The sequence below is a fragment of the Stutzerimonas stutzeri genome (assembly GCF_019090095.1).
In the GTDB taxonomy this organism is placed as follows: Bacteria; Pseudomonadota; Gammaproteobacteria; order Pseudomonadales; family Pseudomonadaceae; genus Stutzerimonas; species Stutzerimonas stutzeri_AN.
Map to the genome: position 1 here is coordinate 754,321 of NZ_JAGQFP010000002.1, position 12,802 is coordinate 767,122.

Annotated in this window: 10 protein-coding genes; 3 read left to right on the forward strand and 7 right to left on the reverse strand. The window is 63.6% G+C overall.

The features are described from left to right. Positions 1-58: 58 nt before the first annotated feature. The 6 genes from KVO92_RS13100 to KVO92_RS13125 all read right to left on the reverse strand — a co-directional run bounded on the left by KVO92_RS13100 (position 59) and on the right by KVO92_RS13125 (position 8,499). On the reverse strand, positions 59-763 hold the full coding sequence (locus KVO92_RS13100; protein ID WP_217476065.1) for a 3'-5' exonuclease: 705 nt from the start codon (positions 761-763) through the stop codon (positions 59-61). Continuing rightward, the gene (locus KVO92_RS13105; protein WP_217476066.1) at positions 760-2,694 is read right to left on the reverse strand and encodes a putative nucleotidyltransferase substrate binding domain-containing protein; all 1,935 of its coding nucleotides are present in this window, start codon (positions 2,692-2,694) and stop codon (positions 760-762) included. The genes KVO92_RS13100 and KVO92_RS13105 overlap by 4 nt, the downstream gene beginning before the upstream one ends. Before the next feature lie 217 nt (positions 2,695-2,911). After that, a complete protein-coding gene (locus tag KVO92_RS13110) occupies positions 2,912-3,316 on the reverse strand; it encodes a phosphate ABC transporter substrate-binding protein (RefSeq protein WP_217476067.1) in 405 nt (134 codons plus the stop codon). Between the two features lie 11 nt (positions 3,317-3,327). Then, positions 3,328-4,476, reverse strand: a complete 1,149-nt coding sequence (locus tag KVO92_RS13115; RefSeq protein WP_217476068.1) for a hypothetical protein — start codon at positions 4,474-4,476, stop codon at positions 3,328-3,330. Between the two features lie 20 nt (positions 4,477-4,496). Next, the gene (locus tag KVO92_RS13120; RefSeq protein WP_217476069.1) at positions 4,497-6,119 is read right to left on the reverse strand and encodes a methyl-accepting chemotaxis protein; all 1,623 of its coding nucleotides are present in this window, start codon (positions 6,117-6,119) and stop codon (positions 4,497-4,499) included. Between the two features lie 199 nt (positions 6,120-6,318). After that, positions 6,319-8,499 carry a malate synthase G gene (locus tag KVO92_RS13125; protein WP_217476070.1) on the reverse strand — a complete coding sequence of 727 codons (2,181 nt, stop codon included), beginning with the start codon at positions 8,497-8,499 and terminating at the stop codon, positions 6,319-6,321. A gap of 277 nt (positions 8,500-8,776) precedes the next feature. Between KVO92_RS13125 and KVO92_RS13130 the strand changes: the two genes are divergently transcribed. After that, the gene (locus KVO92_RS13130) at positions 8,777-9,295 is read left to right on the forward strand and encodes a glycine cleavage system protein R (RefSeq protein ID WP_217476071.1); all 519 of its coding nucleotides are present in this window, start codon (positions 8,777-8,779) and stop codon (positions 9,293-9,295) included. A 6-nt stretch (positions 9,296-9,301) separates the two neighbouring features. Here KVO92_RS13130 and rarD read toward each other — a convergent pair whose 3' ends face one another. Further along, a complete protein-coding gene (rarD, locus tag KVO92_RS13135) occupies positions 9,302-10,195 on the reverse strand; it encodes an EamA family transporter RarD (protein WP_217476072.1) in 894 nt (297 codons plus the stop codon). A gap of 193 nt (positions 10,196-10,388) precedes the next feature. Between rarD and KVO92_RS13140 the strand changes: the two genes are divergently transcribed. Continuing rightward, complete coding sequence (locus tag KVO92_RS13140; protein ID WP_217476073.1) at positions 10,389-11,156, forward strand: SDR family NAD(P)-dependent oxidoreductase; 768 nt, start codon at positions 10,389-10,391, stop codon at positions 11,154-11,156. Then, complete coding sequence (gene treF, locus KVO92_RS13145) at positions 11,153-12,751, forward strand: alpha,alpha-trehalase TreF (protein WP_217476074.1); 1,599 nt, start codon at positions 11,153-11,155, stop codon at positions 12,749-12,751. The genes KVO92_RS13140 and treF overlap by 4 nt, the downstream gene beginning before the upstream one ends. Positions 12,752-12,802 lie beyond the last annotated feature (51 nt).

Here is a 12,802-nt window from a genome sequence, read left to right on the forward strand (position 1 = left end):
GCCGCCATGGGCGCAACGGGCGCCGTCGACTCTCGGCCCAGCGGCAGGCTGCATCGCGCTACATAAAGCTTGCGTGCTGCCGCTGCCGCCAGTTGGCCAGGCGCTGGGTCACCGTGCTCAGGTTATCGAGGCCCTGTCGTCTCGCTTTGCTCATCAGGATCAGTGCCAGTTCGGCTGTCACCAGCGCATCGGCGCTGGCGTGATGGCGCTGCAGCACCTGCAGGCCGAAATGGGTGCACCAGTCATCGAGATGGTTCTGTCTTGGCCGCCGGTCCGGGCACAGCATCGGTGCGAGCTCGGCGACATCGATGAACGGGTGGCGCAGCTTGTAGCCGAGCGCCTGTTTCAGCGCGCGCGCCAGCATGCGTTGGTCGAAGCAGGCGTGAAACGCCAGGATCGGGCTGTCACCGACGAACTCCATGAAATCCAGCAGCGCTTCGGCCGGCTCCTCGCCAGCTTCCAGCGCACTCGGCGCGATGCCGTGTATCAGGACGCTTTCGCTGAGCTTCTGCGCCGGGCGCAACAGGGTTGATTCGAACTGGTGGCCGAGATCGATCGCGCCCTGTTCGATAACCACGGCACCAATGGACAGCACGACGTCCCGGCGCATGTCCAGACCGCTGGTTTCCAGGTCGAGCACCACCATGCGTTGCGCCGGCAACGGGCTCTGGTCCAAGGCCGCGGGTGCACGCAATTGCTCGCGTCGCTGCAGTTGTTCCAGGGTGAGGATGGGGCCGCGTCGTCTGAACCAGGGCATATTCATAACTGATAGCGAACCGCCAGGCTGCTTTGCAGGCGCTGGGCCTGGCGAAAGGACTCACGAAGGATGCGGCGATCCAGATGGTTGAGGTTATCCGGGTCCAGCCGGTTGGAATACGGCCGGCCGTCGCGCGCCTGCTGTTGATGCTGCTGCATGCGCGTCTGCTGGATGAAATGATAGGCCTCCTCATAGGCCGCGCCGTCCTTTTCGTCGATCACATCGTGCTCGACCAGTTGGCGCAGTCGGTCGAGGGTGTTGCAGGTGGCGATGCCGTGACTCAGGGCGAGCAGGCGGGCCCCGTCGACGAAGGGCGTGAGGCCCTGCACCTTGAGGTCCAGGGTCGCCTTGCCCTCGCCCTTGCGGGTGACCACGAAATCACGAAACCGCCCGACCGGTGGACGATGGCGCAGCGCGTTCTCGGCCAGCATGCGCTGGAACAGACGATTGTCGCCGATCTCTTCGAGCATGCCGCGGCGCAGCTGCTCGCAGCCTTCGCTTGGCCCCCAGACCGCACGCAGGTCGAAGAAGATGCTGCTGCTGAGCAGGTTTTCTGGAGTTGACTCGCGAATGAACGAACTGAATCGGCGCTGCCACTCCTGGCGAGACAGGCACAACTGCGGGTTGCTGGCCATGATGTTGCCTTTGCACAGGGTGAAGCCGCAGGTATTGAGGTCCTGGTTGATGCGTTCGGCAAGCGGCAGCAAGCGTCCGCGGATCAGCGCCGCCGCAGCGCCATCGCTGGCTTCGAACAGGATGCCGTTGTCCTGATCGGTATGCAGTGTCTGCTCCCGGCGCCCCTCGCTTCCGAAGCACAGCCAGGTGAATGCAATTCCCGGATCGCCGAGCGCCTCGATTGCCAGCTCGATCACCCGGCAGACGGTGTGGTCGTTGAGCAGCGTGATGATGTGGGTGATCTGCGTCGACGAGGCGCCGTGGGCGAGCATGTTGTCGACCAGTTGCAGAATGCGGCCGCGGATGATCACCAGCGTCTCGACGCTGTCGGCGTGGGAGAGGGCCTGGGCCAGGTGGACCAGGTCGACGCGCTGCAGGGAGAACAGGTCGCGCTCGGAAATCACGCCGCGCAACAGACCACCTTCGACGACGCAGACGTGGGCGATGTGCCGCTCGGTCATGGCAATCGCGGCATCGAACGCGGTCGCATCCGGCGGCAGATGGAACGGGTCCTGCGTCATGAATTGGGCGATCGGGGCGGACAGGTCGGTGGTGCCGGTGCCGATCACCCGGCGCAGGTCGCGCAGCGTGAAGATGCCTTGCGGGTGCAGTTCTGCGTCGGTGATGACCACGCTGCCGACATTGTTCAGGTGCATCAGGCTGACCGCCTCGGCCAACGGCATCGACGGCAAGCAGGACACCGGATGGTGCAGCGCCAGCTCGCCAATACGCGTCTCCAGCGAATACTGCTCGCCCAGGCTCTCGACGGCGCGCATCTGTGCCTGCTGGTTGACCAGGTCGAGCAGGCTGCTGACACCGCGCATGGCGAAGTCACGGAACGCGGCGGACTTGGAGACCAGCTTGACGAAGGCTGGCTTGCTCAGCAGATAGCAGAAGGTGTCCTCGGCGGCAAAGTGGCCGGTGCGGGTGGCCCGTTCGCCCATCAGCGCTGCCATCGGGAAGCACTCGCCGACGATCACCTCGAAGGTGGTGTCGGTGCCGCGTTTGCTGGTATGCGGACGCTGGCCGTGCACCCGGCCCTGTTTGACGATATAGAAGTGCTCGACCACACCGTCATCCGGCGAAATGATGCAGTCGCCTTCGCTGTAGAAGCGCAGCTGGCAGTTCTCCACCAGATAGGCCAGATGTCCCGGCTCCATCTGGTTGAACGGCGGATACTTGCGCAGGAATTCCATGGTGCCATGGATGTTCTGCAGCACAGCGGTCTTGCCTGCCTCGGCGAAAGCATCGGCTTTGCTCATGGGTCGCTTCCATTTTTTACGCCCAATGGTGGGCGGTGGGGCCGTCAGGGCACATTGGACGTAAGTCTAGTCGCGTGCCGGTCGCGGTGGGCTGATACGGGTCAGCGCATTCGACGCGTCGGCAACACTACCCACACCCAAAAAAGAAACCCCGCCAGCGGCGGGGTTCTTTTGTGCGGCCAGGCCGCTGGGTGCGGCCTGCGGATGCGACGTCAGCTTACGGCAGGGTAAACAGTACCTTGACCGAGCTGTTGACCGCGGCGCTGTCAACGTAGCCAATGGCGTCGGCTTCGGCCGCAACCTTGGCGACCACCGCCGCGTCGTCGGCGACGCTGGCCATTGGCTGGCCTTTACCGGTGAACACCAGGCCGGACCAGTAGGACTTCAGCTGCGACTCGTTCTTGCTGGTCACTGCCGAGTAGAAGCTTTCCTTGGCCGGTGTCCAGTCCTTGATGTCGACGCCCTTCATGGACTTGTCCTTGCCCAGGAAGATGTTGGCGACGTCGGACTGCGACGGCGCTTTGGCCGCGCCTGGATTGACGATCACGGCGACCTCGGCCTGAGCCAGGGAAGCCATGCCAAACAGTGCGGCGCTGCTGAGGATGCGAAGGGATGCTTTCATCGGGACGCTCCTCAAAATACGAAATCGACGCCGACGGAAACGATGTCGCCGTCGTAGTTGCGGGCCGGGGCAACGCCGATGGCGTTCTCGAACACTTCCTGGGCGTTGCGGGTGAAGACCCCGTCATAGCCATTCTGGGTATCGACGCGCTTGTACTCGCCTTTGACCACGACGGTCGGGGCGGCCTGGTAGTTCAGGCCCAGGGTCCATGAATTCTGACGACCACCGTTGTCATCCAACTGCGCGTAGGTGACGTGTGGCAGGAAGTCGCCGAAACGGCGGCCACCCATCAGGTAGAAGGAATCGGTCGACTCCATGCCGTCGTTCTCGATCATGCGCGAGGTCCACTCGTTGCTGCTGACCCAGGTACCGTTGTCGTACTGGTAGCCGATTGAGGTGAACTTGCCTTTTTCCTTGTCGAGGTTCAGCAGCGACAGCGTCCGGTTAGTACCCAGGCCGATCACCGAGGCATCCACCGTGCCGCTGATATCGGTCTTGATGTCCGCTTCGACATAGCCGATGCGCAGCGTACCGAAATCGTTGGTGGCCAGGCTCACGCTGGCGCCGAACAGGTTGCCGTAGTCGATATCGAACTGCTCGTCGTAGGCGTAGTAGTCACGGTTCTTCGCCTGGCCGCCGGCCAGCTGGAAGGTCACCGAGCCGTAGGACAGCGGCAGGGTGTAGATCGCGTCGACACCTTCGTAGCTGGTCACCTGGACCTGGCTGTAGACCTCGTCGGGCAGGCGCAGCCAAGGGTAGCTGTAGCCGACGTCGAGGCTTTCGGAATACATGTAGATCGGGCTGCGCAGGCGGCCGGCGCGGAGCATCAGCTGGTCGTTGGCTTGCCAGGACAGGTAGGCCCACTCGAGGTTGGCCTTCCACTCATCCTGCTGGGCCTTGGCGGTGGTCTGAACGGTCACGCCAACGGTGTCGGTAATGCCATAGCTCAGCTGCGCGCCGAACTTGGACAGTTGATCGCCGCGCCAGGAATCGTTGGTCTGGCCTTGTATGCCATAGCTGCGGCCGTCGTCTTCGCCGCCCAGATGGGACACGCCGACGGTGCCGAAGCCGTTGAAACGATGCTCACCCTGTTCCAGGGCGAAGGCTTGAGTGGTTGCCAGGCAAACGGCTGCCAGGCCGATAACACGTACTGCGGTCATCAGGTTGCTCCTAAAGCAATTTAAACGCGGAATTGGGCCGTGGCCGCACGCAGGTGATCGCCCGTGCTGACCAGTTGCTCGCCCAGACGGGCAGTGGCTTCGGCGCCGTTTGCGGTTGCTTGTGCGTCCTGCTGCAACACTTGGGTTTCTTGTTGGATGGAACTCGACAGCCCGATCTGCTCCTGGGTGAACTGAGCGATGCCGGCGTTGAGTTCGTCGATCTGGTTGACGGTGAGCGCGATGGTTTCGAGCAGCTGAGTCGCCTCGACCGAGCGTTCGATGCTCGAGCGCGACTTCTCGCCATTGCTGGTCATCACGTTGAGCACGGTGTTGGCGCTCGATTGCAGGCGCTGGATGATCTGCTGAATCTCGGCGGTGGAGGCCGCGGTCTTTTGTGCGAGGTTGCGCACTTCGTCGGCGACCACGGCAAAACCACGGCCCTGTTCGCCGGCACGGGCGGCTTCGATGGCCGCATTGAGCGCCAGCAGGTTGGTCTGTTCGGCGATGCTGCGGATCACGGTCAGCACCGAGCCGACTTCCTGGGTTTCCTCCTCCAGTTGCTCCATGGCTTGCACGGCACTCATCACACTGGTGCCAAGGTCGCTGATGCCGCTGGCGAGGCTGCCGATATGGTCACGCGCGGTGGCGGCCTGACGGGCGGCCGAGTTGGCTTCGTCGGAGGCCTGCTGCGAGCGCTGCGCAACCTCCTGGATGCTGCCGGTCATGGTGAGGATGTCGCGGGTGATCGAATCGGTATGGTGCTGCTGCGACTTGGCGTTCTCTTCCGAACCCTGGGTCAGCTTGTACAGCTCTTTCGATACCTGACCGAGCGGGCTGGCCGCCTCGATGATCTGGCGAATGGTGCGCTGCAGCTTGTCGAGAAAGCCATTGAACAGCTCGATCATCGCGCCGATTTCGTCGTTCGACTCGACATTCACCCGGCGGGTCAGGTCACCGTCGCCGCGAGCGATGGCTTGTAGCGAGGCGATGACGCCACGCACGTTGGCCATCACGCTGCGAATCACCAGCCAGGCCCCGAGGCCGACCACCACGATGAGCACCAGACTCAGAATGATGCCGAGGCGGGTTGTCCGCGCGTTGGCTTCGCGGGTCTCCGCCAGGGTTTGCTGGAAGTCCTGATAGGCGCCGGTCCGGAAGTCGGCCGCAAGCTTCTGCGCCTGGCTCAGGTCGCTGGCCATGCGGTCGAGGTTCGGCCGCAGGTCGTCAAAGGAAGCGCTGCCGTCGATCAGCTTGGTCGAGGCGCTCAGAGCATTCTCGGCGTAGGTCTTCACCGCACTGCGCCAGCTGTCGAGCGCCTGTCGGCGTTGTGGCTGGCTGCTCAGCAGAGCCCCCAAGGCTTGCTGCTCGGCATCGATCTCGCCCAGCACCTCGCGAGCTTCGTCAAGAATTCCTGGCTCACCCGCCGCGACCGCATTGTTCAGCAAGCCCGGTATGCGCGAAAACTGGAAAATCACCGCATCGGCCTTTTCCAGGGTCGGATAGCTCTGGGTTTCCAAGGCCACTAGCCGCGAGTCGGTCGCCGACAGCTGCAGCGAGGTGTAGCCGACGTAGAGGATCAACCCGAGTAGCGCGACGGCGGGCACCAGCGACAACTTCGCGGTCAGCGAGAAATTCTTGAACATGCATCTACTCCACGACTGCGGCGGATACGGCGAGATGGCGACTGATGGCTGAATGGCATCAGTCGGAGGAATTGTGACTGAAATTGCTGAATCGGTCACGTTATCGGTTGCTCGAGATCGAACTTGAGCGCCGTTGGACGGATTTCCAGGCAAAAAAAACCGCCCCGAAGGGCGGCTTTTCATCGTGCTGCGGCGTGGTTTACAGACCGTTCTTGGCCTTGAACTCGCGGCGGCGGCGATGCAGGACCGGCTCGGTGTAGCCGTTGGGCTGCTTGGTGCCTTCCAGCACCAGTTCCAGCGCGGCCTGGAAGGCGACGTTGTTGTCGAAGTCCGGGGCCAATGGGCGGTAGGTCGGGTCACCGGCATTCTGACGGTCGACCACCGGTGCCATGCGCTTGAGGCTTTCTACGACCTGCTCCTGCGTCACTACACCGTGACGCAGCCAGTTGGCCATATGCTGGCTGGAGATGCGCAGGGTGGCGCGGTCTTCCATCAGCGCGACATCATTGATGTCCGGCACTTTCGAGCAGCCGACACCGGCATCGATCCAGCGGACCACGTAGCCGAGGATGCCCTGGGCGTTGTTGTCCAGCTCGTTGCGCTTTTCCTCTTCGCTCCAGTCGGTGCTTGGCGCCAAGGGGATGGTGAGGATGTCGTCGACCGACGCCTTCTCGCGCTTGGCCAGTTCGGCCTGGCGGGCGAATACATCGACCTTGTGGTAGTGCATGGCATGCAGCGTCGCGGCGGTCGGCGACGGTACCCAGGCGGTGTTGGCGCCGGCCATGGGATGACCGATCTTCTGCTCGATCATGCTTGCCATCAGATCCGGCATGGCCCACATGCCCTTGCCGATCTGCGCCTTGCCTTGCAGACCACAGGCCAGGCCCACGTCCACGTTGTTGTTTTCGTAGGCGCCGATCCACTTCTCCGACTTCATCGCCGCCTTGCGCACGACCGGGCCGGCTTCCATGGAGGTGTGGATTTCATCGCCGGTGCGGTCGAGGAAGCCGGTGTTGATGAACACTACGCGCTCACGCGCTTCCTTGATGCACGCCTTGAGGTTGATCGTGGTACGGCGCTCCTCGTCCATGATGCCGACCTTGAGGGTGTTGCGCGGTAGGCCGAGCACGTCTTCGACGCGGCCGAACAGCTCGGTGGCGAAGGCCACTTCTTCCGGGCCGTGCATCTTCGGCTTGACGATGTACATCGAACCGGTGCGGCTGTTGGCGCGGGTGGTGTTGCCCTTGAGGTTGTGCAGGGCGATCAAGCTGGTGAACAGGCCGTCCATGATGCCTTCGGGCACTTCGTTGCCTTCCTTGTCGAGGATGGCGTCGTTGGTCATCAGGTGACCAACGTTGCGGATGAACAGCAGCGAGCGGCCGTGCAGGGTCAGCTCGCCGTTGCCGTCGGCCTGGGTGTAGACGCGGTCGGGGTTCATGGCGCGGGTGATGCGCTTGCCGCCCTTTTCCAGTTCCTCGACCAGGTCGCCTTTCATCAGGCCGAGCCAGTTGCGGTAGACGAGGGTCTTGTCATCGGCATCAACAGCGGCGATGGAGTCTTCGCAGTCCATGATGGTGGTCAGCGCCGATTCCATCAGCACGTCTTTGACGCCGGCGGCATCGGTCTGGCCGATGGGGCTGGTGGGGTCGATCTGGATTTCGAAGTGGATGCCGTTGTGCTTGAGCAGCACGGCGATCGGCGCATCTGCGGCGCCCTGGAAGCCGCGCAGTTGTTCCGGATTCTGCAGGCCGGTGGTGCTGCCGTTCTTCAGGGCCACGACCAGCTTGCCGCCGTCGATGCGGTAGCCGGTGGAGTCGGCGTGGGAGCCGTTTTCCAGCGGCGCGGCTTGATCGAGGAAGGCACGTGCATAGGCGATGACCTTGTTGCCACGCACTTCGTTGTAGCCCGGGCCCTTGCTGGCGCCGTCTTCTTCGGAAATCACGTCGGTGCCGTAGAGCGCGTCATACAGCGAGCCCCAGCGGGCATTGGCCGCGTTCAGGGCAAAGCGTGCATTCATGATCGGCACGACCAGCTGCGGGCCGGCCATGCGGGCGATTTCTTCGTCGACGTTTTGTGTAGTGGCCTGGAAGTCTTCGGCTTCCGGCAGCAGGTAACCGATGTCCTGCAGGAAGGCTTTGTAGGCCACCGGATCGTGAGCCTGACCGGCGCGGGCCTGGTGCCAGGCATCGATCTGCGCTTGCAGGTCGTCACGCTTGGCCAGCAGCGCACGGTTCTTCGGCGCCAGGTCGTGGATGACGCTGGATGCGCCGGTCCAGAAGGCATCGGCGTCAATACCGGTACCAGGAATCGCTTCGTTGTTCACGAAGTCGTACAGGACTTTGGCGACCTGCAGGCCACCGACTTCAACGCGCTCAGTCATCTCTTGCCTCACTTGGTTCTTCTTCAAATCCGTCGGACAGCTCTTCTTGTAGTCCGGGTCGGCGGATACTACATGAAGCCGTTTGGAAAATCAGTCCGCCAAAGGGACCGTTCGAGACGCATCGCCGGAGCACGAGCCAGCGCTCGATGCGCATGAAAAAACTGGCTCTGCGCGGCGATGGCGGTAGATTGTTCTATACCTAGGGGGCAGGACGCCAAGCGCGGTCCATGCCCACCGTTAAGCGCGCCGTCGCCGTCCATAGCCAGAGGAGTCATCGATGGATCATCTCGTCCTAACCGTCATCGCCGAGGATCAGCCAGGGCTGGTCGAACGCGTGGCCAAGTGCATCGCCGAGCATGGCGGCAACTGGCTGGACAGCCGTATGTCGCGCATGGCCGGACAATTTGCCGGGATACTGCGGGTCGCGGTGCCAGCCGACGCGCATGTCGACCTGACCGATGCGCTACAACGATTGGAGCAGCAGGGTATCCGGGTGGTATTCGCCCGCAGCGGCGACGTGCCCGAGCGCCGCTGGCGAATGATTCAGTTGCAGCTGGTCGGCAATGACCGCGCCGGGATCGTGCGCGATATCACGCGCCTGCTGGCCGGGCACGGCATCAATGTCGAAAGCCTGAACACCGACGTCCTGCCCGCGCCGATGACCAACGAACTGCTGTTCCATGCCGACGCGCGCCTGGCGGTGCCGGCCGACCTGTCGCTGGATGACCTGCAGCAGCACCTGGAAACCCTGGCCGACGAATTGATGGTCGAGCTCAAGCTGCAACCGGCCGAGTGAATCCCCTCAGGTCACAGGCCCCTTGCGCATTAGCCGCCAGGCGTCATAGCTGTACACCGCCAGGCCCGCCCAGATCCAGATGAAGGCGAGCTGGCGGTCAGCGGGGAACGGCTCGTTGAACACCCAGACGGCCAGCACCAGCAGCAGCGTCGGGGTGATGTATTGCAGAAAACCCAGGGTCGAATAGGGCAGGTGGCGTGCCGCGGCGTTGAAGCACAGCAGCGGCAACAGCGTCACCGGCCCGGCCGCGACCAGCCAGAGCGCTTGCGGATCGGTCCAGAAGGCCCATTCTGTGCTCGGGCCGCTGCCAAAGAACAGCAACCAGCCCAGGGCAATAGGCAGTAGCAGCCAGGTTTCCACGACCAGGCCCGGCAACGCTGCCACCGGGGCCTGTTTGCGCAGCAGGCCGTAGCTGCCGAAGCTCAGCGCCAGCGCAATGGAGACCCAGGGGAAATCGCCAAGGGTGATCAGCTGCAGCGCCACGCCGATCGCTGCCATCGCCACCGCCAGCCACTGCAATGGACGCATCCGTTCGCGCAGCACGACCAGCCCGAGCAGCACATTGACCAGCGGATTGATGTAGTAGCCCAGGCTCGCTTCGAGCATGTGGTTGTGGTTCACCGCCCAGACGTAGATCAGCCAGTTGGAGGCGATCAGCACGCTGGAGATCATCAGCACGCCGATCCGCCGGGGATGCGCGAGCAGGTCCTGCCACCAGCCCGGATGACGCCACACCATGAGCACCAGGGTGCCGAACAAGGCCGACCAGATGGCGCGCTGGGTGACGATCTCCAGCGCGGCGTACTGCTCGATGGCCTTGAAGTAGAGCGGGAACATGCCCCAGATGCAGAAGGTCGTCAGACCCAACAGATACCCTTTACGCAAATCGGCAGTGGCCATGAGTGTCTCGGAACGCAGCAGCGGAGAGCCGGCCATTTTGCGCCTCTAGCAAGGGGTTTGTCTGCCGTTGTGACGGTTGCGCGCGGCCATCGCCCGCCGGGCCCGCGGACGGCGTTGAACGCCTCCGACGCGAGCCCGTCTCAAGATGAGACCCAGGGGCGCAGCGGCGCCCTGCAGCCACATGAGGTTCGCGATGAAATTGCAGAACAAGGTCGCGCTGGTTACCGGCAGCTCCCAGGGTATCGGGCGCGGCATCGCCGTACGCCTGGCCGAGGAGGGCGCGGATCTGGTGATCAATGGCCGGCACGATGACGACGAATCCCGGCAGACCCTCGAGCAGGTCCGTGCATGCGGCCGGCAGGCCTGTTTCATCGCCGCCGATGTCGGGGTGGTCGCCGAATGCCAGCGGTTGGTGACGCAAGCCATCGAGCAGATGGGCCGGCTCGATATCCTGGTCAACAATGCCGGTGTGCAGCGGCGCAGCCCGTTCCTCGAGGCCGGCGAGGGCGATTACGACCTGGTGCTCAACGTCAATCTGCGCGGGCCGTTCTTCCTCGCCCAGGCGTTCGCCCGGCACCTGCGCGACACCGGCCGAGGCGGGCGGATCATCAACAACAGTTCGGTGCACGAAGAGCTGCCGTTTCCCAACTTCACCGGCTACTGCGCCAGCAAGGGCGGGCTGAAGATGCTCATGCGCAACCTGGCGATTGAGCTGGCGCCGCTGGGGATCACCGTCAACAACGTCGCACCGGGCGCGATCGAGACGCCGATCAACCAGACGCCGATGAACCAGCCGGAAAAACTGGCCGGCCTACTGGGCAACATCCCCGCCGGGCGCCTCGGCCAGCCGCGTGACGTGGCCGGAGCCGTGGCCTACCTGGCCTCGGACGAGGCCGACTACATCACCGGTACTACACTGGTGATAGATGGTGGGCTGCTACGGAATTACAGCGAGCAATGACCGATACCGATCTGAGTCCCTTCGATTACGACACCCATGCGGTTTCCGCGGCCGATACCCTGACCCCGGCGGACCGTTATCAGGAACTGTTCGTGGCGGTGCAGACGCAGCGGGTGTTTCCCGACAGCAAGACCTTCGTCGACTGCGCACCGCGTCAGCATCCCGAACGGATTCTCGAGGCCTACCGCGCGCGCAACCAGGAGCCGGGGTTCGACCTTGTGGCGTTCGTGCACGAACATTTCGAGGTCTACCAGCGCAAGCCGACCGAGTTCGTCGCCGACCCGGACAACAGCCTGAGCGAGCACATCGATCGGCTGTGGCCGGTCCTGACCCGCCAGCCACGCAAGCATCCGGAGTTCTCCTCGCTGTTGCCGTTGCCCCACGATTACGTAGTGCCTGGCGGGCGTTTCACCGAGCTGTACTACTGGGATTCGTACTTCACCATGCTCGGGCTGGACGAGAGCGGACACTGTGATCTGCTGAGGTCCATGGCCGACAACTTCGCCTACCTGATCGACACCTACGGGCACGTACCCAACGGCAACCGCTCCTACTACCTGAGCCGCTCGCAGCCGCCGGTGTTCGCGCTGATGACCGACCTGTTCGAGGAGACGGGCGTGCACAAGGCCCATGACTACCTTCCGCAGTTGCGCAAGGAGCATGCCTTCTGGACCGAGGGCGGCGATCAGCTGCGCCCCGGCGAAACCCACCGCCGCTGCGTCTGCCTGTCCGACGGCAGCGTGCTCAACCGCTACTGGGACGAGCGCGACACGCCCCGTGAGGAGTCCTACCTCGAGGACGTCGAAACGGCGCGCTCCTCCAGTCGGCCGGCCCATGAGGTATATCGCGACCTGCGCGCCGGGGCCGAATCGGGCTGGGACTTCAGTTCGCGCTGGCTGGGCGATCCCCAGCGGCTCTCGAGCATCCGCACCACCCACATTGTCCCGATCGACCTGAACTGTTTTCTGTATCACCTCGAGCGCCAGATCTGCCGGCTCAGCGAGGCGAAAGGCTGGCAGTCATGCGCCGACGAGTTTCGCCGGCGCGCCCAGGCGCGTATCGCGGCGATCGATCGTTACCTGTGGGACGAGCAACAGGGCGCCTACTTCGACTATGACTGGTCGCTCGACCAGCGGCGCGACAACCTCACCGCGGCGACGCTGACACCGTTGTTCGTCAAGCTCGCCAGCAAGCAACAGGCGGCGCGGGTCGCTGACGTCGTTCGGGACCGGTTGCTGGCGCCGGGGGGCTTGTCGACCACCGAGATGAGCGGCACCGGCGAGCAGTGGGATCGCCCCAACGGTTGGGCACCCTTGCAGTGGATCGGCATTCGCGGGCTGCAGTATTACGGCCATGACGCGTTGGCGCTGCAGATCGAGGAGCGCTGGCTGAAGATCGTGTCGCTGCTGTACGAGCGGGAAAGCAAGCTGGTGGAAAAATACGTGTTACGCCCCAGTGCCGAGCACGCTGGCGGTGGCGAGTACCCGCTGCAGGACGGTTTCGGATGGACCAATGGCGTGACCCGCAAACTCATGCAGGAAGATCCGACCCATGAGGCCCACCGCTGCCGCGCGGGCCGCTGTCGTGCGGACTGAAAAGCAGGCTATCCAGACGGCTGACGGACGACCCGCGAGCAGCGCGGCAAT

Excerpts from the sequence above, each read along its gene's own strand:
- KVO92_RS13100 (WP_217476065.1), bottom strand. The coding sequence starts at position 763 with ATGAATATGCCCTGGTTCAGACGACGCGGCCCCATCCTCACCCTGGAA.
- KVO92_RS13105 (WP_217476066.1), bottom strand. The coding sequence starts at position 2,694 with ATGAGCAAAGCCGATGCTTTCGCCGAGGCAGGCAAGACCGCTGTGCTG.
- KVO92_RS13110 (WP_217476067.1), bottom strand. The coding sequence starts at position 3,316 with ATGAAAGCATCCCTTCGCATCCTCAGCAGCGCCGCACTGTTTGGCATG.
- KVO92_RS13115 (WP_217476068.1), bottom strand. The coding sequence starts at position 4,476 with ATGACCGCAGTACGTGTTATCGGCCTGGCAGCCGTTTGCCTGGCAACC.
- KVO92_RS13120 (WP_217476069.1), bottom strand. The coding sequence starts at position 6,119 with ATGTTCAAGAATTTCTCGCTGACCGCGAAGTTGTCGCTGGTGCCCGCC.
- KVO92_RS13125 (WP_217476070.1), bottom strand. The coding sequence starts at position 8,499 with ATGACTGAGCGCGTTGAAGTCGGTGGCCTGCAGGTCGCCAAAGTCCTG.
- KVO92_RS13130 (WP_217476071.1), top strand. The coding sequence starts at position 8,777 with ATGGATCATCTCGTCCTAACCGTCATCGCCGAGGATCAGCCAGGGCTG.
- rarD (WP_217476072.1), bottom strand. The coding sequence starts at position 10,195 with ATGGCCACTGCCGATTTGCGTAAAGGGTATCTGTTGGGTCTGACGACC.
- KVO92_RS13140 (WP_217476073.1), top strand. The coding sequence starts at position 10,389 with ATGAAATTGCAGAACAAGGTCGCGCTGGTTACCGGCAGCTCCCAGGGT.
- treF (WP_217476074.1), top strand. The coding sequence starts at position 11,153 with ATGACCGATACCGATCTGAGTCCCTTCGATTACGACACCCATGCGGTT.